We start from the raw sequence: 21944 nt of genomic DNA on the forward strand, positions 1-21944 counted from the left end.
CACTTTTTCGCGCGATGCGCTAGGAGAATGACCATGAGCAAGATCGAACCCATTCACGTCATCGGCGGCGGCCTCGCAGGCTCCGAAGCCACCTGGCAGATTGCGCAAGCCGGCGTTCCCGTCGTTCTTCACGAGATGCGGCCCGTGCGCGGCACCGACGCGCACAAGACGCAAGGACTGGCCGAGCTCGTCTGCTCCAACTCCTTCCGCTCGGACGATGCCGAGACGAACGCCGTCGGTCTCCTGCATCAGGAAATGCGCACGCTGGGCTCGCTCATCATGGCGAAGGGGGATGCCCATCAGGTGCCCGCGGGCGGCGCGCTGGCGGTGGACCGGGACGGCTTCTCCGATGCGGTGACGGCGGCGCTCGAGGCGCATCCGCTCGTCACCATCGAGCGCGGCGAGATCGCCGGTCTTCCGCCCGAGGAATGGTCGTCCGTCATCGTCGCAACGGGCCCCCTCACCTCGCCGGCCCTGGCCGAGGCCATCCTCAGCCTCACGGGCGAGACCTCGCTCGCCTTCTTCGACGCCATCGCGCCGATCGTCTATCGCGAATCCATCAATATGGACATCGCCTGGTTCCAGTCGCGCTACGACAAGGTCGGTCCGGGCGGCACGGGCAAGGACTACATCAACTGCCCGATGACGAAGGAGCAGTACGACGCCTTCGTGGATGCGCTGCTGGCGGGAGACAAGACCGAGTTCAAGGAGTGGGAGGCCAACACCCCCTATTTCGACGGCTGCCTGCCCATCGAGGTGATGGCCGAGCGTGGCCGGGAAACCCTGCGTCACGGCCCCATGAAGCCCGTCGGCCTCACCGATCCGCGCAGCCCCGACCGGAAGCCCTACGCCGTGGTGCAGCTGCGCCAGGACAATGCGCTCGGCACCCTGTTCAACATGGTGGGCTTCCAGACCAAGCTGAAATACGGCGCGCAGACCGGCATCTTCCGGATGATCCCGGGACTGGAGAACGCCGAGTTCGCGCGCCTTGGCGGCATTCACCGCAACACCTATCTCAACTCGCCCAAGCTCCTCGATCCGACGCTTCGCCTGAAGGCGATGCCGCGCCTGCGCTTCGCCGGCCAGATCACCGGCTGCGAGGGCTATGTGGAGAGCGCGGCGGTGGGCCTCATGACAGGCCGCTTCGCGGCCGCCGAGCGGCTGGGCCATCCCATCCAGCCCCTGCCGCATACCACGGCCCTCGGCGCCTTGATCAACCACATCACGGGCGGCCACATCGAGACCATCGACGAGGGTCCGCGTTCCTTCCAGCCCATGAACGTGAATTTCGGCCTCTTCCCGCCGCTCGACCGGGCGCCGAAGGCGGAGGACGGCAAGCGCCTGCGCGGCTCGGCCAAGACCATCGCGAAGAAGAAGATGCTCACGGACCGGGCCCGCGCCGACCTCGCGGCGTGGCTCGCAGACACGACCCTGCCGGCGGCGGCGGAGTAAACTGCGTCGCCTGTCACATCGTCATGACCGGACTTGATCCTGCCGTCCACGTCCTTTCGAAACGCCGGCAAGGCGTGGATCACCGGCACAGGGCCGGTGATGACGTCAAGGACGGGGTGGCACGGACGGAGCGGTCTTCCTAGAACGGCCCGCGCCAGAGCGCCCAGATCCGCCGCCATTGCGGGAGATCGACGGGTGTGTGGAGAGGATCGTAGTCCCGCCTCTCCATGCCCTTGAGGTACGGCTCGACCAGCGCGAGCGGACGAAAGGCGGTCTCGGCCGCGGACGGGATCGTGGCACGCAATTGTCTCGCCTGGTCGAGATGGCGGCGGGCGATGGCGCGCATGTCGGCGAGCGCTCCTGCGAGGCCGGGGCCGCCGCGTCCGGTGACGATGTCGTCCCGCACGACCCCGTGACGCGCCAGGATGTCGACCGGCACGTAGAGCTGCCCCTGCCGGGCATGGATCGGGAAGGCGCGCAGCAGGCCCGTGACGGCGTAGGCCACGCCGGCATGCCCCGCGGCATCCGCGGTTCCGGGATCCTTGCCGTCCGCCAGGATGATGCTGGACAATTGGATCAGGCTCGACGACGTCTCGCCGGCATAGCCTTCGAGGTCGTTCAGGCTCGGCATGGGATCGTCGTAGAGATCGAACATGCGGGCCTCGATCAGATCCACGAGCGACTGCCGGGGCAGCCGGAACTTGACGATGGTGTCGTCGAGCGCGGCCGCGACGGGATTGGCCCGCACATCGCCCCTCGCCTCGCCCTGCAGCGCATCCCGCCACCATTGCAGGCGGATTTCGCCGAGCATCGGCTCGCGCACGGCCTCCCGCACGCGGGCAATCTCGAAATTGAAGGCATGGAGCGCGTGCAGATAGGGCCGCTTCTCCTCCGGCGCGAGGAGGCTCGCCCAGTAGCGGTCGGGATCGGCCTCCCGCACCAAGGCTTCGCAATGGGCGAAGTTCGCTCGCGGATCCGCCATGTCAGCCGACCGCGATGAGGGCCGCGGCGACTTTGCGGTTCTCGGCCAGCAGGATGTTGTAGGTGCGCGCGGCCGCGCCCGTCTGCATCACGTCGAGGCCGATTCCGGCCTCGCGGAGGCGCGCGCGGAAGGCCCCGGGAAGCGCCGCGATCTCCTGGCCCGTGCCGAAGAGGAGAAGTTCGATCTCCTCCGCCTCGGCCAGGATGGGGTCGAGCGCCTCGTCGGTCAGCTCCCGCATGGAGCCGACCGGCCAGGCCTTGATGCCCGAGGGCAGCGCGAGGATCGAGCCGCGATGGGACATTTCCGCGAAGCGAAAGCCGCCGTTGCCGTAAGCGTCGATCTGGTAACGCCCCGGAACGAAACCGTCGTACAGGCGGCCACTGCTCATCGCATCACTCCGCTGCCGCGGCCCTGCCCTCCGGCACCTTCACGGCCTCGGAGCCGCGCAGGCCGATATAGATCAGCATCGGCGAGGAGATGCAGATCGCCGAATAGGTGCAGATCACCACGCCGTAGAGCATGACCTGGGCGAAGCCCTGGATCGCCTGCCCGCCGAAGAGCACCAGCGCAAGGAGCGAGAGCGCCGTGGTCGTCGCAGTCATGATCGTGCGAGACATGGTGTGGTTGATCGACAGGTTCAGCAGCTCTTCCGCCGGCATGGTCTTGTAGCGGCGCATGAGCTCGCGGGTGCGGTCGAACACCACCACGGTCTCGTTGAGAGAATAGCCCACGATGGTGAGGATCGCGGCGATCGAGGTCATGTTGAACTCGTGCCGCGTGATCACGAAGAACCCGATGGTGAGCACGATGTCGTGCAGCGTGCCTATGATGGACGCCACCGCTAGCTCGCGTTCGAAGCGGAACCACAGATAGAACAGGACCGCGATCACGGAGAGCACCACGCCGATGGTGCCGGACTGAACCAGCTCGCCGGATACGCGCGGGCCCACCGTCTCGACGCGGCGGAACTCATACTCGTTGCTGAACGTGTCGCGGGCCTTCTGCACCACGCCCGCCTGAGCGGCCTCGCCGCCGGGCTGGATGGGGAACCGCAGCGAGACCTCGCCGGCGCTGCCGAATTCCTGAACCTCCACGTCGCCGAAGCCGAAGCTCTCGGCGGTCTGGCGGATCTGGGCGACATTGGCCGGGCCGGACTTGGCCTGGATCTCCATGAGCGTGCCGCCCTTGAAGTCGATGCCGAAATTGAGGCCGAGCGTGAAGAGCATGAGCGCAGTCGCCACCGAGATCAGCGCCGACAGCGGGAACGAGAAGCGCCTGAAGCGCATGAAGTCGAAATGGGAGTTTTCGGGCCAGAGGCGGACGAGGCGCACGATACGCACTCCTTAAAACGGAAGGGCTTTGGGGCGCATCCACTGATACCAGAGCGCAATCATCATGCGCGTCAGGGTAACGGCGGTGATCACCGTCGTGAGGATGCCGAGAATGAACACGACCGCGAAGCCGCGCACAGGGCCGGAGCCGAGGAAGAACAGAATCACGGCGGCGATCGCCATGGTGCTGTTGGAGTCGACGATCGTCGCGAAGGCCCGGTCGAACCCGGCCTGGATGCCGGACACGATGGAACGGCCCGCATGCACCTCCTCGCGGATGCGCTCGTAGATCAGCACGTTGGAGTCCACCGCCGTGCCGATGGTCAGCACGATGCCCGCAATGCCCGGCAGGGTGAGGGTCGCTTCGAGCACCGACATGAGGCCGAAGATCAGGCCCACATGGACGATCAGCGCGATATTGGCGATGAGGCCGAACACGCCGTAGGTGGCGAACATGAAGGCGATGACGAAGATGGCCGCGACATAGGTCGCCATCTTGCCCGCTTCGATGGAATCGCGCCCGAGGCCCGGGCCGACGGTGCGTTCTTCCACGATTGTGAGCTTGGCGGGCAGAGCGCCGGAGCGCAGAAGCACCGCAAGGTTGTTCACCTGCTCGACCGTGAAGCTGCCCGAGATCTGCCCGGACCCGCCGGTGATAGGCGACTGGATTGTCGGGGCGGAGATGACCTCGTTGTCGAGAACGATGGCGAGCTGGCGCCCCAGGTTCTCCGTCGTCGCCTGGCCGAAGCGTTGCGCGCCGCGGATGTTGAAGCGGAAGTTCACGATGGGCTGGTTGGTCTGCGCATCGAAGGCCGCCTGCGCGTCGGTCAGGTCGCCGCCCTCGGCGATGACCCGGCGCTCGACCGGGACCCGCTGGCCGCCGGCATCCCGCATGGGCAGCATGTCCACGTCGGTCGCACCGGCCTGGGCGAGCAGACGGAATTCCAGGTTGCCGGTTTCGCCCAGGAGCGCCTTGAGCTGCTGCGGATCCTGGAGGCCCGGAACCTGGACGAGCACGCGGTCCGCGCCCTGACGCTGGATGCTCGGCTCGGTCGTGCCGGTGGCATCGACGCGGCGGCGGATCACCTCGATGGATTGGTCGACGGCGCGACGCACGCGGTCGTTGATGCCCTCATCCGTGAGGGTCAGCATGATGGCGCCGTCGGGCGATTCGTTCAGCGCCACGCTGGCGTTGCCGGTCTGGCCGAGAACCGCGTTGCTGATCGGCTGAGAGAGCTCCCGCAGACGCGGGATCAGGCGCTCGCGGTCGGCGGCATTGGGCACGCGGATCTGCACGCCGCGCTGGATAGTCTGAATACCGTTCTGGGACGCCACGCGGGTGTCGCGCAGGATCCGGCGCACGTCGTCGCGCAGGAGCGTGATCTGACCGCGCACGAGATCCGCCTCGTCCACCTGGAGAAGCACGTGGGACCCGCCCTGAAGGTCGAGGCCGAGCACGATGGCGCGCGAGGGCACGATCCAGGACGGAACCCAGCTCGGAACCCCGTCCAGATACGCCTTGCGCTGCTCAGGCGACATCAGGCTCGGAATCCCCAGCAGGAGACCGATGATGATGACCGCCAGGGTGGCGATGATCTTCGACTTCGAGAAGCGCAGCATCGTCAGCTCAACCTTTCAAAACCCTATTGCTGCACATGTCGTGCAGCGAACCGGCCCTCAAGGGCTCTCAGCATCGGACCCAAAAGTGGACACCACTTTTAGGACCCATCCGATGCTCCCCCGTTTAACATGGCGCATCGTTGATGGCGGAAAACCGGGTCCACTTTCCGCACGATGCGCCCGCCCGAGGGCCGGTCGATTATTTTCAAGCCTTCACCGGCTCGGTCTTGGAACGGACCTCGGAGATCATCGCGCGAGCGACCTTCACCTTCACGTTGTCGGCGATCTCGACCTCGATGTCGGCGGAATCCTCCAGAACCTTGGAGACCTTGCCGATGATGCCGCCCGAGGTCACGATCGTGTCGCCGCGGCGCACGTTCTTGATCATTTCCTGATGGGCCTTCACGCGGCGCTGCTGCGGCCGGATGATCAGGAACCACATGATCACGAAGATAAGGATGAACGGGACGAACTGGATGATGGCATCCATTCCGCCCCCGGCAGCGGGGGCCCCTTGTGCGAAAGCGGGTGAAATGAACAAGCGGCTCTCCATGGATAAAGGCGCGAGGCGGGCTTCTCATGGGAGCCCACCCGCGCCAAACGAGACTGAAAGTGGGCGGACTATACCGATCGACTCCACGAAATCAATGAAGTTGGAGGGCTTTCCCAAGGCTCCTGCCGCCTTTCTCGCGCCGTCACCGGCTCCGTGCCGGTGATCCCTGCCTTTCCTCACCTCCTCGTCATGCCCGTCTCAAGGCCGGGCATGACGAGGAGGAGGCACAATGGCGAGGATCAGCCCTTTCTCCTCCATGGACCGGGGGACGCTTTTTGCGCTAAGCACGACCTCCTCACCTTTTCTTGAAGTCAGACACCCATGCCCGCCGATCGCACCTCCCCCGAATCCCTGGACCTCCTGAAGCGCATCGCGGACGCTCTGGAGCGCCTGGCGCCCGTTGCCGCCCCGGTGGCGGATTTCGGGGCGGCGGACGCCTTCGTCTGGCACGCGGCGGGCCGCAGGCTCGCCCCCGTGCCCAAGGTGAACCGGGTCGAGATGACCCTGCTCCGGGGCATCGACCGGGTCCGGGACCAGCTGGCCGAGAACACCGCCCGCTTCGCCCGTGGCCTGCCCGCCAACAACGCCCTCCTCTGGGGGGCGCGCGGCATGGGCAAGTCGTCGCTGGTGAAAGCGGTCCACGCGGAGATCAACGCCACCAAGCCCCCCGAGGCCCGCCCCCTCAAGCTCATCGAGATCCACCGGGAGGATATCGAAACCCTCCCCGACCTCATGGGCCTCCTCCGCTCGGACCCGCATCGCTTCATCGTCTTCTGTGACGATCTGTCCTTCGATGCGGACGACACGTCCTACAAGTCCCTGAAGGCGGTGCTCGAAGGCGGCATCGAGGGTCGCCCGGACAACGTGATCTTCTACGCCACCTCCAACCGCCGTCATCTTCTGCCCCGTGACATGATGGAAAACGAGCGCTCCACGGCGATCAACCCGGGCGAGGCCATCGAGGAGAAGGTCTCCCTCTCCGACCGGTTCGGATTGTGGCTCGGCTTCCACAAATGCAGCCAGGACGAATATCTCGACATGATCTTCGGCTATGTCGACCATCTCGGCCTCGGCGGCGACCGCGACGCCATCCGGGCCGAGGCCCTGGAATGGGCTACCACCCGCGGCGCGCGCTCCGGCCGCACCGCCTGGCAGTTCATACAGGATCTTGCGGGGCGGATGGGCAAGGTGATCTGAAGATCATCCTGAGGCGCTACGGCTCTGGCGCGGCTCCCTCTCCCTCAGGAAGAGGGTTGGGGTGAGGGGTTACAGGTTTATCCGGACGGGGCGCACCCCTCACCCGGGCCTTCGGTCCGACCTCTCCCGCCCGGCAGAGGTGGTCAACGCGTCTCCGGCCAAGCCGTGACCTAACCCTACTCCTCGCCGCAAGGAGGAATGCAAGAGCTTGATGATTGTGAAAACCCACGGGTCAAACGCCAAAGGGACGGTGGCTGAGCTCCACCGTCCCTTTGCTTGATCAGCCTCGGGTCTCGGAAGCCAATCCAAATCGATACTGGAATGAGAGCATTGGATTCATCCCAAAAGGGCGGTCCACTTTTGGGTCCGATGCTTCAGTCGGCCAGATGCTTGATCGGGTCGACCGGGCTTGCGCCCTTGCGGATTTCGAAATGCAGCTGCGGCGAGGTCACGTTGCCGGTCTGGCCGGCGGTGGCGATCACCTGGCCGCGCTTCACCTGATCGCCGCGCTTCACGTTGAGCGCGCTGTTATGGGCATAGGCCGTGACGAAGCCGTTGTCGTGGCGGATCAGGACGAGGTTGCCGTAGCCCTTCACCTCGCTGCCTGCATAGGTCACGGTGCCGGCCTCGGCAGCCTTCACAGGGGTGCCCTCGGGGACGGCGATGTTGATGCCCTCGTTGCCGCCATTGGCGCCGAATCCCGCAATGACGCGGCCCCGGGCCGGCCAGCGGAAGTTGCTGGCGGACAGGCTTGCCGTCTGCTCGGGCTCCTGCACGGAAGCCTTCGCCGTCTCGGGCTGCGAAACCGGCGCAGGAGCCGGAGCCGGCGCGACATTCTGCGTGGCCACCGGAGCGGACTTCATGGGCTGGGGTTCGATGGCAGCGACCTTCTGAGGCTCGAGGGGCCGCGCGGGCGACACCAGCGGCTCGTTCGTGGCCGAGGCAACCTGCTGGACGGGAGCGGGCTTCATCCTCGCCGGGGCGGGAGCCGGAGCCACGGCCGGGGCGGAAGCCTGCATGACGGGGCGCGTGCGCCGGGCGGGCTCGACCGGAACCGGATGATCGCTCGTGGCGACCTTCGTCTGATCGACGAAGCGCACCTTCGGCTGGCTGGGTGCCGGGCTCATCGGCGCGGGACGCGAGGGCTGGACCGGAGCGGGGGCTGACGCCATGCGCGAGGGCTGTGGCAGCGGCTGAGCCTGCACCGGGGGAAGGGCCTGCGCCTGCACGGAAGGGGTCGGCAGCGGAGCCGCCGAATAGGAGGGAGTGGGAGGCTCCTGAGACGCCGTCGGCGTACCGGGCGCAACGCGCTCGCTATTGGCGAACGGATTGGAGAACGGATTCTCCGAAAACCGCAGGCTGTCGCCACTACAGGCGGCCGCCGCGCTGCCGATCAAACTCACAAGGGCGATCCGCGATACCGCAACCCACTGCCCAGAACCCGCACGCAACCGCATGACTAAAATACCCCAACCGCACGCAACTTGATGGGGCGATTAAAGCGCTGTTCAGGTTAAGCAACGGTTGACGCCAAGAAAATTGTCGTAACCGTGTCGCGAAAATTTTTCGATTCGATCAGAGTGTTGCCGCAATGCCGGTCACCAGCCGGGCAATGCGCAAGGGAGCCCCCAGGCTCTGGCTGAAGGCGCCGTCCGGCGAGCGGTCGATCCGAACGATGCGCGGCGCACCCTCCTGGGTCAATGCGCCCACGAGACGCCCGCCGGGGCCGAGAAGCGACGTGAGCGTCGTCGGGATCTCGAACCACGCACCGTTGACCAGGATCCGGTCAAACCGATCGCGCACGCGCGCGGCGAGGCCATCGCCGACCTCCACGCGCACCCTGCCCGCCTCGACGATGTTCAAGTGCAGCCTGGCGCTTTCCGCAAGGGTATTGAACCGTTCGACACTCGTCACCTGCGCCCCGAGATGCGCCATCAGGGCGCTCACATAGCCGGTGCCCGTGCCGATTTCGAGAATGCGCTGCCCCGGGGCGACGCCCAGTGCCAGGAGCATGGCCGCCACGGTTCCGGGCGCCGTCATCGTCTGTCCGCAGGGGATCGGCAGGGCGATATCGGTCCGCGACAGGTCGCGGAACCGCCGTGGCGCGAATACGTCCCGCGGAACGAGCTCCATGGCCCGCAGCAGCGCCGTGTCGCGGATGCCCTTTGCGCGGAGCGACAGGATGAAGGATGCAACGCCGATGGCCTCCTGCTCGTCGCGGCCTCCCGCTTCTGAGAAGAAAGGCTCCTGGCTCATCCCGGCCCCTTTCAGCCGAAGGCCTGCGCGTAGCGGGTCAGCGTCGGCTCGTCGGTCATGTCGATGCGCAGGGGCGTCACCGCGATGCGCCTGTCGGCCAGCGCCCAGAGATCCGTCCCGTTCCCGGGATCGAACGGGCCGCGCGCGAAGGCGATCCAGTAATAGGGATTGCCGCGTCCATCGAGACGCGCGTCCAGGCGCAGGAGCTCCTGCGTGCGCTGCCCCTGGTTGACCACCGCGGTGCCCCGGACCTCGTCCGGCTCGCAATCCGGGAAGTTGACGTTGACGAGAATACCCCGGTCGATGCCCACCTCCAGGATCTTGCGGATCACCTTGGGCCCGTGATGCTCCGCGCAGTGCCACTTCAGCGCGTTGCGGCTTCCCGCCCCATAGGCCTGCGACAGCGCGATCGAGGGAATCCCGAGCAGGGTGCCCTCGATGGCGCCCGCCACCGTGCCGGAATAGGTCACGTCTTCGGCCGCATTCTGCCCGCGATTGATGCCGGAGAGCACCAGGTCGGGCCTGTGCTCGCGCATCAGCTCGCGCACGCCCATGATCACGCAATCGGTCGGCGTCCCCTTCACGGCGAAATGCCGGTCGGAGATCTCCCGGAGGCGCAGGGGATCGTTGAGGGAGAGCGAATGAGCGACGCCGCTCTGGTCCGTCTCCGGCGCAACCACCCAGACATCGTCCGACAGGGCGCGGGCGATGGTCTCCAAGGTCTTCAACCCGGGAGCGTGAATGCCGTCGTCGTTGGTGCAGAGAATGCGCATGTCAGGCTCTGGCCTCGATGCGGGCGAGACCGCCCATGTAGGGCCGCAGGGCCGCCGGGACCGTGACGCTGCCGTCCGGGTTCTGGTAGTTCTCCAGAACGGCCACGAGGGTGCGCCCGACCGCGAGGCCCGAGCCGTTGAGCGTGTGCACGAAGCGCGGCGACTTCTCTCCGGCCGGGCGGTAGCGGGCATTCATGCGGCGCGCCTGGAAGTCGGAGCAGACCGAGCAGCTCGAAATCTCGCGATAGGCCCCCTGCCCCGGTAGCCAGACCTCGATGTCGTAGGTCTTGGTCGACGAGAAGCCCATGTCGCCCGTGCAGAGGGTCATGGTGCGGAACGGCAGCTCCAGCTTCTTCAGCACGTTCTCGGCGCAGGCGAGCATGCGCTCATGCTCGTCGGCGGAGGTGTCCGGCGTCGTGATCGAGACGAGCTCGCATTTCACGAACTGATGCTGGCGGATCATGCCGCGCGTGTCGCGACCGGCGGAACCGGCCTCGGCGCGGAAGCTCGGCGTGAGCGCGGTGAACCGCAGGGGCAGCTCCTCCTCGGAGAGGATCTGCTCGCGCACGAGGTTGGTGAGGGTGACTTCCGCCGTCGGGATCATGCCGTAGCGGGCATCCCTGATCATCTTCTGGACGGCCTCGCGCGGCTGCCCTTCGAAGGCGGCAAGGACCGCCTGCTCGAGCGAGGAGCCCGGAAAGGCCCAGAACTGATCGTCCTCGAATTTCGGCAGCTGCGCCGTGCCGAACATTGTCTCGTCGCGCACCAGGAGCGGCGGGTTCACTTCCGTGTAGCCGTGCTCGCTGACGTGCAGGTCGATCATGAACTGACCGAGCGCCCGCTCGAGTCGGGCGAGCTGGCCCTTCAGGACAACGAAGCGGGCGCCCGAGATCCTGGCGGCGGTCTCGAAATCCATGAGCCCGAGGGCCTCGCCGATCTCGAAATGCTGCTTGGCACCGTTGGTCTTCGGGGGCGTGCCGAAACGGTGGCGCTCCACGTTGCCGTGCTCGTCGTCTCCGACAGGCACATCGTCCTTCGGGATGTTCGGGATCGCCGCGAGCGCCTCGAACAGGGCCTTCTCGGCCATGCGCTCGGCCTCTTCCAGCGCGGGCATCGATTCCTTGATCCGGCCGACCTCGGCCATCAACTCCTGCGCTCGCGCCTCGTCCTTCTTGGCCTTGGCCTGGCCGATCTCCTTAGAGAGAGCGTTGCGGCGCTCGGTGGCGGCCTGCAGGGCCGAGACGGCGCTTTTGCGGGCATCGTCGAGGGCGATCAGGCGCTCGGACAAGGGCCCCATGCCCCGGTTCCGGAGGCCTTTGTCGAAAGCCGCGGGATTGTCGCGGATGGAACGAATGTCGTGCATGGGAGTGACTTTTTGAGCCTGTTGGTGACGCGGCCCTGCCTAAAGCATCGGACCCGAAAGGGGAACCCGCTTTCGGGATCAATCCGGTGCTTCCTCTCAGGCGGCGCATCGTTCGCGCAAGGATCAGCGGGCTTGAGCCCCCGGGGCGCCTTACCCTTCCGCCGCGCGGGCGGCCTCGGCTTCCGCGCGCCTCTTCTCGACCATGCGGACGGAGAGGATGGACGCCTCGTAGAGAAGCAGGGTGGGGATCGCGAGCGCGAACTGGCTGATCACGTCCGGAGGCGTCAGTACCGCCGCGATCACGAAGACGATCACGACGGCATAGCGCCGCTTGCTCTTGAGGAACTCCGAATCGATGATTCCGGCGCGGGCCAGCAGGGTCAGGATCACCGGCAGCTGGAAGCAGATGCCGAAGGCGAAGATCAGGGTCATGATCAGCGACAGGTACTCGCTGACCTTGGGCAGAAACTCGATCGCCGGCGCATTGTCGGTCGCGAGCTGCTGCATGCCGACCGAGAAGCGCATCAGCAGCGGCATGGCGATAAAGTACACGCAGGCCGCGCCGACCGCGAAGAGAACCGGCGTCGCGACGAGATACGGCAGGAAGGCCCGCCGCTCGTTCTTGTAGAGGCCGGGTGCCACGAACTTGTAGATCTGGGCGGCGATCACCGGAAAGGCCAGGAAGCCCGCGCCGAAGGCCGCGACCTGTATCTGGGTGAACAGGTATTCGAGCCCGTGGGTATAGACGAGGTGGGCCCTCTCCGGCGAGCCGACCGCGAGCACATAGGGCCACACCAGCGCGTTGTAGATGTACTTGGCGCCTGCGAAGCAGACGAAGAACATGGCGACGAACGCCACCATCGCCTTGATCAGGCGCGAGCGCAGCTCGGTCAGATGTTCGATCAGAGGCGCGCGCGATGCCTCGACCTCATCCTCTTCAATCGGGGCGGTGGTCATCAGGCCTTTGCGTCCGGTTTCTCAAGGGCCGCTTCTGGAACGGCAGCAGCTTTCCGCGCCTCGGCCTCTGCCTCACGGCGGAGGGATTCGGCAATGGCTTCGGCCGGGTCGTCCATCGGCGGCGGCGGCAGATCGATCAGCGGATCGGGCGGCGCAGGGGCGCGGCCTTCGACGATGGCCTGGATCGAGGCATCACCCGTCGGCTGCTGCGCAGGCGGCTCGGCTGCTGCCGTCACCGGCGCCTCGACGGCCCCCTTCAGCTCGTCCCGGATCTTCTGCATGGGGTTGAAGTTCGTGGTGTTGAGGTTGGAGACGGAGTCGTTCACGCCCTGGAGCTGCTTCTTGACCTCGTCGAGCTCGGCCTCGCGGATCGCCTCGTTGAACTGCCCCTGGAACTCCGCCGCCATGCGGCGAAGCTTGCCCGTGACCTGTCCGACTGTCCGCAAGGCGCGCGGCAGGTCCTTCGGGCCAATCACAATCAGCGCAACGGCGCCGATCACCATGACCTCACCCCAGCTCATGTCCAACATGGCGTGGCCCCGACCCTGCCTTTACTCACCGCAGCCACGAGCGTGACCGCCACCGAAAACTCAACCGACCTTGTGATCCGTCGTCGCGGCATTCGTCTGGGCGCCGGTGGCGCCCGCCTGATGGTCGAGCGTACGCACCGGCTCGGACGGCTGCACCGGCTTCGGCGCGTCGTCCTCGTTCATGCCCTTCTTGAAGGCCTTGATGCCCTTTGCGACATCGCCCATCAGGTCGGAGATCTTGCCCCGTCCGAACAGCAGGACGACGATCAGACCCACGACGATCCAGTGCCAAATACTAGCGCCACCCATGGCAATCCTCCTGCGCCGTGACAGGCGCGGCTTTGGAATATGAAGTCGCGGCCAACCTATGCGTCGGACGCGGCGAAAACAAGGACATCCTTTGGTCCAACCTCGATGCCCACATCCTGGCCTTCCTTGACGCCAACGGGATCGTGAACGCGGGCCTGGAGCGGACGCTCGAGTCCGGGCACGTCGATATGCACCAGATCGACCTCGCCGAGAAAGCGGCGTGATACCACACGTCCCGGCAGGCAGAAGCCGGAGGGCTTCAGCCGCACCCCCTGCGGCCGCACGCAGACGATGGCCGGGCCTTCGGGCAGATGCGGCGCCGGAAACACGCCCACGGCGCAGCTCACCTGCCCGTTCCGCACCTGGCCTTCGATCTCGTTGAAGTCGCAGAAAAACCGGGCGGCGAAGAGATTGACCGGGCTGCGGTAGATCTCCTCGGCGGTGCCCTGCTGGACGATGCTGCCTGCGCGCATCAGCACGATCCGATCGGCGATCCGCATGGCCTCTTCGGGATCGTGCGTGACCACGATGGTCGTCGCGCGGGTTTCCCGCAGGATCGCGACGGTCTCGTCCCGGATGGCATCGCGCATGCGCCTGTCGAGGTTGGAGAACGGCTCATCCATGAGCAGCACGCCGGGTCTGGGCGCGATGGACCGCGCCAGCGCCACGCGCTGCTGCTCCCCGCCGGACAGGGTATGAGGAAATTCGTTCGCGTAATGATCGAGCCCCACGCGGGACAGAGCGCGGCGGGCCGCGATGCCGGCCTCGGCGGCCGAGAGATCCCCTAAGCCGAACATCACGTTCTGCAGGATCGTCATGTGCGGGAACAGGGCGTAGTCCTGGAACATGAGGCCGATGCCCCGCCGCTCCGGCTCCACGAAGGTCTTCGCGCCGCTGACCTCGCGGCCGTCCATCAGCACCCGGCCCGAGGTGGGAGCCTCGACGCCCGCGGCGATGCGCAGGAGCGTGGTCTTGCCGCAGCCCGAATGGCCGAGAAGGCAGACGAGCTCTCCCGGCTCGACCGTCAGCGACACGCCGTTCAGAGCCTGGACGGCGTTGTAGGTCTGGACGATGTTCTCGAAGGCGAGCTGGGCCGGAATCGACGCGCCCGCCGTCCCGCGCTGCCCCCATCGGGGAAGCCTGAATCGGTCGCGGCCGGAGACGGCGGGCCTGTCGCTCATTCGTCGTCGGTTCCGCGGGTGTCGGTCTGATGCATCTCGAGGGGCTCCTGGAAGAGATCGTCGTGGTCCAGAGGATCCTCGTCCGCGCGCAGGGCCTCCGCGTCGGAGGGAACCGGCACCGACATGCCCGACGGAACGCGGCCTTCGATGAAGCCAGCCCCCTTCAGCTCCTCGAGGCCCGGCAGGTCCTCGATGGCGTCGAGGCCGAAATGATCGAGGAAGGCGGGCGTGGTGCCGTAGGTCACGGGACGGCCCGGCACCTTGCGGCGGCCGCGAAGGCGTATCCAACCGGTCTCGAGCAGCAGGTCCAGGGTGCCCTTGGAGGTGGCCACGCCCCGGATCTCCTCGATCTCCGCGCGGGTCACCGGCTGATGATAGGCGATGATCGAGAGGGTCTCCATGGCGGCGCGGGAGAGTTTGCGCTGCTCGACCACGTCGCGGGCGAGCACGAAGGCCAGATCGCTTGCCGTGCGGAACGCCCATTTGCCCGCCACCCGGACGAGATTGACGCCCCGGAGCGCATAAAGCTCCTGAAGGTCGCGAAGGATCGCCTCGATATCCGCGCCCTCCGGCAGGCGGCCCGCCAGCTCCGCCGCGCTCAGCGGCGCGGCCGAGGCGAACAGGAGGGCCTCGGCAATGCGGATCGCCTCGCCGTGATCGGGCACGCGGCTCTCGGCCAGGGTCTCTGCGGACGCGTCCGCATCCTGCATTTCGGCTGTCTCGTCCATCATGACGGGGCTCCTGTCTCGGCCGGGTCGGCAACAGACTTGACCCAGACCGGGGCGAAGGCTTCATCCTGCCTGACCGTGAGCTTGCCCTCCCGGACCATTTCAAGGGTCGCCGACAGGGCCGAGGCCAGAATGGTCGGCCGCATGGAAGGCTCGACCATGTATTCCACCAGATAGGTATCGAGCGTCACCCAATCGCTTAGATGCCCCACGAGGCGCTCCAGGGCCTCGCGCGCATCGACGAGGGACCACACGGTCCGCTTGTGCAGGGACACCCGGCTGTTGAACTGCACCTGCCTCTGCTGGGCATAGGCCTTGAGCAGGTCGTAGAGGCCCGCCTCGTAGCGGGAGTTCCTGTTGACGACCACGGGTTCCGGTGCGCCACGGGCGAAGACGTCGCGGCCCAGGAGCGACCGCTCGCCGAGCTTTCTGGCGGCCTCGCGGATGGCCTCCAGACGTTTCAGGCGGAGGGCCAGGGCGGTGGCCAGTTCCTCTGCGCTCGGCTCCTCGCCTTTCGGAGGTTCAGGCAGCAGGAGGCGGGACTTGAGATAGGCGAGCCAGGCCGCCATCACGAGGTAATCGGCCGCAAGCTCGAGGCGCATGCGGCGCGCCTCCTCGATGAAGGCGATGTACTGCTCGGCCAGGGCCAGGATCGAAATGCGGTGCAGGTCCACTTTCTGGCGGCGGGCAAGCTCCAGCAGCAGATCGAGCGGACCCTCGAAACCGTCCACGTCGACGAGGAGCGCGGGTTCGCCGTCCGCGCGCTCGGCGACAGGCTCGACATCCTCGAACGGTAGGGGCTTGGCCATGGGCGATACTCGGCTGCGCGGGGGCTCGACCTTGCGGCGGTTAAGACGTCATCGCAAGTGCCGCGTCGAGTCTCGCACGGGCATCCACAGGGTCGAGCGGCTCCGGCTCGTGCCGGATGCGGGCGAGCGCCGCCTCGGCCCGGCGCAGGGCCGCGCCGTCCAGAACCGGGGCCGCCTCGGCCACGGCCGCCATTTCGTCCATCTGGCCGTTGCAATGCAGGGCGATGTCGCAGCCCGCCGCGAAGGCAGCCTCGGTCTTCTCGCGGAAGGAGCCCGACAGGGCCTTCATGGACAGGTCGTCGGTCATGAGAAGCCCGTCATAACCGATATGGCCGCGTATGATGTCGCGGACGACGATCGGAGAGGTCGTTGCGGGCCGCTCCGGATCGAGGGCCGTGTAGACCACGTGGGCGGTCATCGCGAGCGGCATGTCCGTGAGCATGCGGAAGGGCGCGAAATCGTGGCGCTCCAGCTCTTCGCGCGAGGCCTCGACCACCGGAAGGGCCAGATGGCTGTCGGCGCCGGCCCGGCCATGGCCGGGAATGTGCTTGACCACCGGCAGGACGCCGCCCGCCAGGAGCCCCTCGGCGGCGGCGCGGCCGAGCACGGCCACCTTGTCCGGGGTCTTGCCATAGGCCCGATCGCCGATGACGTCGTGCGCTCCGGGGGACGGCACGTCGAGCACCGGCAGGCAATCCACCGTCACGCCGACGGCACGCAGATCGTGGGCGATCAGCCGCGCGCCGAGACGCGCCAGCTCCCGCTGCACCAGGGGATCGTTGGCATGGACAGCGCCATAGGTGGCGCCGGAGGGGTATTTCGGCCAATGGGGAGGGCCCATGCGCTGAACCCGGCCGCCTTCCTGATCGATCAGGATCGGGGCGTCCTCCCGGCCGACAGCCTCCCTTAAGGACGCGCAGAGCGCCCTCACCTGCCCGGGCGTGTCGATATTCCGCCGGAACAGGATGAAGCCCCAGGGGGCCGCCTCCTTGAAGAAGGCGATCTCGTCGGGGGTCAGCTCGGTGCCGGAGCATCCGGCAATAAAGGCACGGGTTTTCATGCCCGCGCCTTAAGTCCCTTCATGGAACCGGTCAAGAAGTCTTGTCGGCCTCGTTCCGGCGAACCTAGTTCTTGGCCACGAAGCACTGGCCGCCCTGCCCCTGCAGCTTGGAGCAGAGAGAGGAAGCCTCTTCCCGCGACATCGGTCCGACCCGGACGCGATAGATCGTGTTGCCGTTCACCTCGGCCTTGCGGATCAGGGACGACCGGCCTTCGAGGTCCGGGTATTTCCGCTGATAGGAGGCGAAGGCCGATTCCGCGGCCCCTTCCGAATTGGCGAGACCCAGCTGGACGGCATAGCCGCCGACCGATGTCGTCGTGTCCGCCGGTGCCACCGGAACGGGCTGGGCCGAGGCCACCCGTTGCGGAGCCGGCGCTGCGGCAGGCGTGGCGTCCACCGGGGCCGCAACCGGCGCGGGCTTCGGCGCCGGGGCGGGCGTTGCCGGAGCCGCGACAGGCGTGGCCGAGGCAGCCTTGGGCTGGGCTGCAGCTGTCTGCGCCGCTGCGGGCTGGGCTGCAGCCGGCATGGTCATGGTCGGGACAGGGGCCCGAGCCGGTTGCGCAGGGGCGGCTTCCGGCGCGCCGACCACGGTGCCGTCGGGCCTGATCGTGACGGTGCGAACCTTGCGCGGCTCGCCGAGATTCAAGCTGTTGGAGCCGCTGCGGCCAGGAGAAGCGGCGCCCGGGACGGTCGCGCCCGTCGCGTCGGCCGTCGCGGAACCGCCGCTGGAGTACACCGCCTGCTTCACGTCGACGGGCTGTTCCTCACGGTTCACCACCTTGGTGTCGGTGTTCTGCGTGCGCTCGTAGATCTGCTTGTTCTGATTGGGGATTTCGACCCCGCCTGGATTCTGCGGCTGCACCTTGACCGGATCCTTGGTCGCCTGAACCAGAATCGGTTCACGGCCTGCCGGGCCGGAGGAACCCGTGACCACATAGGCTCCGGCGCCGCCGATGGCGATCGCGCCGACGATCGCACCCATGGCCACCAAGCCCTTGCGGGAGCGCTGCCGCTTGATCGCCGGATAATTGAGGCGCTCGGGCTGAGGATAATCGTCCCGGCCGTAGCCCTCCTCGTCATAATACCCGTCCCCCTGCGCGTCCCGATGATCGGACACTTGGTGGTAGGCCGAAGCCGGCTCGTCATAGGCGTAAGCCTGAGCGTGACCGCGCGGGGCCTCGGGCTGGGCATAACCGCCCAGTTGGACATCCGGCGCCTCGAACGAGGGCTGGCGCGCCTGAGGCGGAGCCGGACGCGAGCGGGGCGTCACAGTGTCGCGGTCTGCGAAGAGGCCATCGACCGCAGAGGGCTGCTGGCGTGGGCGCGCAGCGCCGTCATTGGCCAAAATGGCCTGAAAAGGGTCGTCCTGGCCCACAATTCGGGCGAGTTCCGCCAACGGATCGTTGCGCGTTGCGGCGGCGGACTTGGGTGGGGGGGAGCCCGCCTGGGCAAGGTGCTGCTCGATCTCGTTGAGATCGACCGCAAAACGGGGCTTCGGTGATTCGCTCATGCGCCGGTTCTCCAGTTACGCGACAGAAGCCCTAAAACGCTCCGCCGGCACGACGTTACGGTATCCGGCACGAACACTTCCCAAGCAGTTGATCCGCTTGGGAAAATGTTAGCGCATTTCATCGGGTGCCGTAACGCCCAGGATCGCGAGGCCGGATGCGAGCACCCCCTTTAGGGCATGCACGAGAGCAAGCCTCGCTTTCGTTGAATCTTTATCAGTTAGATTAACAAAGCGTAATTGCGGCAAGTCTTTGCCCTTGTTCCATAGGCTATGGAAGGCGCTGGCGAGGTCATAGAGGTAGAAGGCGACCCGGTGCGGCTCGTGAGCCTCGGCCGCCGATTCCACTGTCCGCGGGAACTGAGCGATGCGGTGAATGAGGTCCGCTTCCGCCTCGTCGCTCAGAATCGCCAGATCAGCCTTCTGGAGCTCGGCCGCCGAAAAGTCCTCGCCCGGATAGGCCTCCGCCGCCTGACGGAAGATCGAGGCGCAGCGGGCGTGGGCGTATTGCACGTAGAAGACCGGGTTGTCCTTGGACTGCTCGACCACCTTCGCGAGGTCGAAGTCCAGGGTGGCGTCGTTCTTGCGGAAGATCATCATGAAGCGCACCGCGTCCCGGCCCACCTCGTCCACCACGTCGCGCAGGGTCACGAAGTCCCCGGAGCGCTTCGACATCTTCACCGGCTCGCCGCCCCGCAGGAGCTTGACGAGCTGGCAGAGCTTCACGTCGAGGTCGCCCCTGTTGTCCGTGACCGCCTTCACGGCCGCCTGCATGCGCTTGACGTAGCCGCCGTGATCGGCGCCCCATACGTCGATCATGGAGGCGAAGCCGCGCTCGTACTTGGAGCGGTGATAGGCGATGTCCGAGGCGAAGTAGGTGTAGGAACCGTCCGACTTCAGCAGCGGACGATCGACTTCGTCGCCGAAGGCGGTCGCGCGGAACAGAAGCTGCTCGCGGTCCTCCCAATCCTCGTCCTTCTGGCCCTTGGGGGGCGGCAGGCGGCCCATATAGACGAGGTCGCGGGAACGCAGGTCCTCGATCAGCTTCTTCACCTGATCCTCGGCCCCAAGCTGCAGGGAGCGCTCGGAAAAGAACACGTCGTGGTGGATGTTGAGCACCGCGAGGTCGTTGCGGATCATCTCCATCATGGCGTCGATGGCGGCCTCGCGGACCAGCGGCAGCCACTCGGCCTCCGGCTTGTCGAGCAGGCCCTGGCCATGGTCCCGGGCGAGCCGTTCGCCGACGGGCTTGAGGTAATCGCCCGGATAGAGCCCCTCGGGGATCTCGCCGATCTCCTGGCCCAGGGCTTCCTTGTAGCGAAGGTAGGCCGAGCGGGCGAGCACATCGACCTGCGCACCCGCGTCGTTGATGTAGTACTCGCGGGTCACCTTGTAGCCGGCGAAGTCGAGGAGGCCGGCGAGCGCGTCGCCGAACACGGCGCCGCGGCAATGCCCCACATGCATCGGGCCCGTTGGATTGGCCGAGACGTATTCCACGTTGACGGCGGTGCCGCCCCCCTGCCCGCTCCGGCCGAATCCGGCGGTGTCCACCACGGCGGCGCGCAGCACCTCGTGCATGAGAGCGGGAGCAAGGCGGATATTGATGAAGCCGGGGCCCGCGATCTCCACCGTGGTGACGCGCGGGTCTTGCCTCAGGTCGGCCACGAGCAGCTCGGCGAGCGCGCGCGGGTTCATGCGCGCCTCCTTGGCCAGCACCATGGCGGCGTTGGTGGCGAGATCGCCGTGGGAGGGGTCGCGCGGCGGCTCGACCACGACGCGGCTCACGTCGAGCCCCGCTGGAATCTTCCCCTCGCCGGCCAGACGGCCAAGCGCATCGGCAACCCGCTTCTCAAACAACGCGAAAATGTTCATGGTACTTCATCTCAATGACCGGCCTAACCCAGTCGACAAAACCGCTTCGCAAGCCCTCATCCTGAGGAGGCCTTTAGGCCGTCTCAAAGGACGAGGGCGTCTCCAGCATCCTCTGGATCACCCTTCGAGACGCCGCTTCGCGGCTCCTCAGGATGAGGTCTGCGGGCAGACTTTCAAAAGGCTCAGCCGCGCCTAACGCAAGTCCGGCGTCACGTCAAACAGGCGCCGGTGTTCAAGGATCGCATATCGGTCCGTCATTCCGGCGATGTAATCCGCCACCCGGCGCGCGAGGCGCGCCTCGTCGTCCTCCGGCAGGTCCGCCTGCCACTCCTCCGGCATCAGCCGCGGCTCCGCCTTGAAGCGGCGGAACAGGTCCCGCAGCACCTGATCGGCCTGGGCCCGGACCCGCATCACCTCGGGATGGCGGTACATGCGGGCATAGAGGAAGCGCTTGATGGCGGCGTCCGCCTCGCGCATGGGCTTGGAGAAGCAGACCATCGTCTCGCCGGCCCGGCGGATCTCCTCGGCGGATCGGGGCGACAGGGCCGCGATGCGCCGATCGCCCTCGGCCACCACATCCTCCACGAAGCGCGTGATGACCCGGCGGACCAGCTCGTGGATGCGCCGCGACAGGTCGAGGCCCGGCCAGCGCCCGTCGACCTCGGTCAGGATCTCGTCGAGGAGCGGCACCTCGCGCAGGTCGTCGATCCTGAACAAGCCCGCCCTGAGGCCGTCGTCGATGTCGTGGGCGTCATAGGCGATGTCGTCGGCGATCGCCGCGGCCTGGGCCTCGCCGCTGGCGAAGGTGGCGAGTTCCAGGTCCTGAACCGCATTGTATTCAGTGATGGCGAGCGGCACGCCGCGCTCGGCATAGCGCAGGGTCGGCCCCCCCTGCGTATCGAGCAGCGGCCCGTTGTGCTTGACCAGACCCTCCAGGGTCTCCCAGGTGAGGTTGAGCCCGTCATAGTCCGGATAGCGCCGCTCCAGGCGGGTGACGATCCTGAGCGCCTGGGCATTGTGGTCGAAGCCGCCGAACCCCGCCATGCACTCCTCGAGCGTGTCCTCGCCCGTATGACCGAAAGGCGTGTGCCCGAGGTCGTGGGACAGCGCCAGGGCCTCGGCAAGGTCCTCGTCGAGGCCCAGCGACCGCGCCAGGGCCCGGGCGATCTGGCTCACCTCGATGGTATGGGTCAGGCGGGTCCGGAAGTGGTCGCCCTCATGGTAGACGAACACCTGCGTCTTGTGCTTGAGCCGCCGGAACGCCGACGAATGGATGATCCGGTCGCGGTCGCGCTGGAACTCGCTGCGGGTCGGCGAGACCGGCGTGGGATAAAGCCGTCCGCGGCTCGCCCACGGATCGCAGGCATACGGGGCTCGCCATCTCTCGCCAAAGGGCCGCACGATCATTCCCGGGTTGAAGCCTCGTCAGGGCGCACTTACCTTGCTCTTAGAGCATGAATCGGA

The 21944-nt window shown here is 66.8% G+C and carries 21 protein-coding genes; 2 read left to right on the top strand and 19 right to left on the bottom strand.

Annotated features, from left to right (window positions below; translation table 11 throughout):
• The first annotated feature begins 33 nt into the window (after window positions 1-33).
• Window positions 34-1452 (top strand): methylenetetrahydrofolate--tRNA-(uracil(54)-C(5))-methyltransferase (FADH(2)-oxidizing) TrmFO, encoded by a 1419-nt coding sequence (gene trmFO / locus E4K09_RS16050; protein ID WP_134498710.1) that lies wholly within the window; start codon window positions 34-36, stop codon window positions 1450-1452.
• A 139-nt stretch (window positions 1453-1591) separates the two neighbouring features.
• On the opposite strand, the gene E4K09_RS16055 is transcribed toward trmFO, so the two are convergent.
• From E4K09_RS16055 to yajC, 5 genes are all read right to left on the bottom strand, one after another.
• Window positions 1592-2434: a phytoene/squalene synthase family protein gene (locus E4K09_RS16055; protein WP_134498712.1), complete on the bottom strand. Its 843-nt coding sequence runs from the start codon at window positions 2432-2434 to the stop codon at window positions 1592-1594.
• A gap of 1 nt (window position 2435) precedes the next feature.
• On the bottom strand, window positions 2436-2822 hold the full coding sequence (locus tag E4K09_RS16060) for an Mth938-like domain-containing protein (RefSeq protein ID WP_134498714.1): 387 nt from the start codon (window positions 2820-2822) through the stop codon (window positions 2436-2438).
• A 4-nt stretch (window positions 2823-2826) separates the two neighbouring features.
• On the bottom strand, window positions 2827-3765 hold the full coding sequence (secF, locus tag E4K09_RS16065) for a protein translocase subunit SecF (RefSeq protein ID WP_134498716.1): 939 nt from the start codon (window positions 3763-3765) through the stop codon (window positions 2827-2829).
• A 12-nt stretch (window positions 3766-3777) separates the two neighbouring features.
• Window positions 3778-5385 (bottom strand): protein translocase subunit SecD, encoded by a 1608-nt coding sequence (gene secD, locus E4K09_RS16070; protein WP_134498718.1) that lies wholly within the window; start codon window positions 5383-5385, stop codon window positions 3778-3780.
• A gap of 205 nt (window positions 5386-5590) precedes the next feature.
• Window positions 5591-5926: a preprotein translocase subunit YajC gene (gene yajC / locus E4K09_RS16075; RefSeq protein WP_244610529.1), complete on the bottom strand. Its 336-nt coding sequence runs from the start codon at window positions 5924-5926 to the stop codon at window positions 5591-5593.
• Between the two features lie 333 nt (window positions 5927-6259).
• Between yajC and E4K09_RS16080 the strand changes: the two genes are divergently transcribed.
• Entirely contained in the window at window positions 6260-7135 is an 876-nt protein-coding gene (locus E4K09_RS16080) for an ATP-binding protein (RefSeq protein WP_134498722.1), read from the top strand.
• Between the two features lie 374 nt (window positions 7136-7509).
• Here the strand turns inward: E4K09_RS16080 and E4K09_RS16085 are convergent, their stop codons facing one another.
• From E4K09_RS16085 to E4K09_RS16150, 14 genes are all read right to left on the bottom strand, one after another.
• Entirely contained in the window at window positions 7510-8538 is a 1029-nt protein-coding gene (locus E4K09_RS16085; RefSeq protein ID WP_244610530.1) for a M23 family metallopeptidase, read from the bottom strand.
• A 172-nt stretch (window positions 8539-8710) separates the two neighbouring features.
• Complete coding sequence (locus E4K09_RS16090; RefSeq protein ID WP_134498726.1) at window positions 8711-9391, bottom strand: protein-L-isoaspartate O-methyltransferase family protein; 681 nt, start codon at window positions 9389-9391, stop codon at window positions 8711-8713.
• A gap of 11 nt (window positions 9392-9402) precedes the next feature.
• The gene (gene surE, locus E4K09_RS16095; protein ID WP_134498728.1) at window positions 9403-10164 is read right to left on the bottom strand and encodes a 5'/3'-nucleotidase SurE; all 762 of its coding nucleotides are present in this window, start codon (window positions 10162-10164) and stop codon (window positions 9403-9405) included.
• 1 nt (window position 10165) lies between these two features.
• Window positions 10166-11527 carry a serine--tRNA ligase gene (gene serS, locus E4K09_RS16100; RefSeq protein WP_134498730.1) on the bottom strand — a complete coding sequence of 454 codons (1362 nt, stop codon included), beginning with the start codon at window positions 11525-11527 and terminating at the stop codon, window positions 10166-10168.
• 150 nt (window positions 11528-11677) lie between these two features.
• Window positions 11678-12484: a twin-arginine translocase subunit TatC gene (gene tatC, locus E4K09_RS16105; protein WP_134498732.1), complete on the bottom strand. Its 807-nt coding sequence runs from the start codon at window positions 12482-12484 to the stop codon at window positions 11678-11680.
• Complete coding sequence (gene tatB / locus E4K09_RS16110; protein ID WP_134498734.1) at window positions 12484-13014, bottom strand: Sec-independent protein translocase protein TatB; 531 nt, start codon at window positions 13012-13014, stop codon at window positions 12484-12486. Before tatB ends, tatC begins: the two co-directional genes overlap by 1 nt.
• 60 nt (window positions 13015-13074) lie before the next feature.
• On the bottom strand, window positions 13075-13323 hold the full coding sequence (locus E4K09_RS16115) for a twin-arginine translocase TatA/TatE family subunit (protein WP_134498736.1): 249 nt from the start codon (window positions 13321-13323) through the stop codon (window positions 13075-13077).
• A gap of 56 nt (window positions 13324-13379) precedes the next feature.
• Entirely contained in the window at window positions 13380-14504 is a 1125-nt protein-coding gene (locus E4K09_RS16120) for an ABC transporter ATP-binding protein (RefSeq protein ID WP_134498738.1), read from the bottom strand.
• Entirely contained in the window at window positions 14501-15214 is a 714-nt protein-coding gene (gene scpB, locus E4K09_RS16125) for an SMC-Scp complex subunit ScpB (RefSeq protein WP_244610538.1), read from the bottom strand. Before scpB ends, E4K09_RS16120 begins: the two co-directional genes overlap by 4 nt.
• Window positions 15215-15231: 17 nt before the next feature.
• Window positions 15232-16041, bottom strand: a complete 810-nt coding sequence (locus tag E4K09_RS16130; RefSeq protein WP_134498740.1) for a segregation and condensation protein A — start codon at window positions 16039-16041, stop codon at window positions 15232-15234.
• Window positions 16042-16081: 40 nt separating this feature from the next.
• Window positions 16082-17101 carry a beta-N-acetylhexosaminidase gene (gene nagZ, locus E4K09_RS16135; protein ID WP_134498743.1) on the bottom strand — a complete coding sequence of 340 codons (1020 nt, stop codon included), beginning with the start codon at window positions 17099-17101 and terminating at the stop codon, window positions 16082-16084.
• A 64-nt stretch (window positions 17102-17165) separates the two neighbouring features.
• A complete protein-coding gene (locus E4K09_RS16140) occupies window positions 17166-18611 on the bottom strand; it encodes an SPOR domain-containing protein (RefSeq protein ID WP_134498745.1) in 1446 nt (481 codons plus the stop codon).
• A 108-nt stretch (window positions 18612-18719) separates the two neighbouring features.
• A complete protein-coding gene (argS, locus tag E4K09_RS16145) occupies window positions 18720-20480 on the bottom strand; it encodes an arginine--tRNA ligase (protein ID WP_134498747.1) in 1761 nt (586 codons plus the stop codon).
• 192 nt (window positions 20481-20672) lie between these two features.
• Entirely contained in the window at window positions 20673-21887 is a 1215-nt protein-coding gene (locus E4K09_RS16150) for a deoxyguanosinetriphosphate triphosphohydrolase (RefSeq protein ID WP_134498749.1), read from the bottom strand.
• Window positions 21888-21944 lie beyond the last annotated feature (57 nt).

Source organism: Microvirga pakistanensis (assembly GCF_004458765.1).
Lineage (GTDB): Bacteria > Pseudomonadota > Alphaproteobacteria > Rhizobiales > Beijerinckiaceae > Microvirga > Microvirga pakistanensis.

Bases quoted from the DNA above. Each gene is read 5' to 3' on its own strand.
- trmFO (WP_134498710.1), top strand. From the start codon at position 34: ATGAGCAAGATCGAACCCATTCACGTCATCGGCGGCGGCCTCGCAGGC.
- E4K09_RS16055 (WP_134498712.1), bottom strand. From the start codon at position 2,434: ATGGCGGATCCGCGAGCGAACTTCGCCCATTGCGAAGCCTTGGTGCGG.
- E4K09_RS16060 (WP_134498714.1), bottom strand. From the start codon at position 2,822: ATGAGCAGTGGCCGCCTGTACGACGGTTTCGTTCCGGGGCGTTACCAG.
- secD (WP_134498718.1), bottom strand. From the start codon at position 5,385: ATGCTGCGCTTCTCGAAGTCGAAGATCATCGCCACCCTGGCGGTCATC.
- E4K09_RS16080 (WP_134498722.1), top strand. From the start codon at position 6,260: ATGCCCGCCGATCGCACCTCCCCCGAATCCCTGGACCTCCTGAAGCGC.
- E4K09_RS16090 (WP_134498726.1), bottom strand. From the start codon at position 9,391: ATGAGCCAGGAGCCTTTCTTCTCAGAAGCGGGAGGCCGCGACGAGCAG.
- surE (WP_134498728.1), bottom strand. From the start codon at position 10,164: ATGCGCATTCTCTGCACCAACGACGACGGCATTCACGCTCCCGGGTTG.
- serS (WP_134498730.1), bottom strand. From the start codon at position 11,527: ATGCACGACATTCGTTCCATCCGCGACAATCCCGCGGCTTTCGACAAA.
- tatC (WP_134498732.1), bottom strand. From the start codon at position 12,484: ATGACCACCGCCCCGATTGAAGAGGATGAGGTCGAGGCATCGCGCGCG.
- tatB (WP_134498734.1), bottom strand. From the start codon at position 13,014: ATGTTGGACATGAGCTGGGGTGAGGTCATGGTGATCGGCGCCGTTGCG.
- E4K09_RS16115 (WP_134498736.1), bottom strand. From the start codon at position 13,323: ATGGGTGGCGCTAGTATTTGGCACTGGATCGTCGTGGGTCTGATCGTC.
- E4K09_RS16120 (WP_134498738.1), bottom strand. From the start codon at position 14,504: ATGAGCGACAGGCCCGCCGTCTCCGGCCGCGACCGATTCAGGCTTCCC.
- scpB (WP_244610538.1), bottom strand. From the start codon at position 15,214: ATGCAGGATGCGGACGCGTCCGCAGAGACCCTGGCCGAGAGCCGCGTG.
- E4K09_RS16130 (WP_134498740.1), bottom strand. From the start codon at position 16,041: ATGGCCAAGCCCCTACCGTTCGAGGATGTCGAGCCTGTCGCCGAGCGC.
- nagZ (WP_134498743.1), bottom strand. From the start codon at position 17,101: ATGAAAACCCGTGCCTTTATTGCCGGATGCTCCGGCACCGAGCTGACC.
- E4K09_RS16140 (WP_134498745.1), bottom strand. From the start codon at position 18,611: ATGAGCGAATCACCGAAGCCCCGTTTTGCGGTCGATCTCAACGAGATC.
- argS (WP_134498747.1), bottom strand. From the start codon at position 20,480: ATGAACATTTTCGCGTTGTTTGAGAAGCGGGTTGCCGATGCGCTTGGC.
- E4K09_RS16150 (WP_134498749.1), bottom strand. From the start codon at position 21,887: ATGATCGTGCGGCCCTTTGGCGAGAGATGGCGAGCCCCGTATGCCTGC.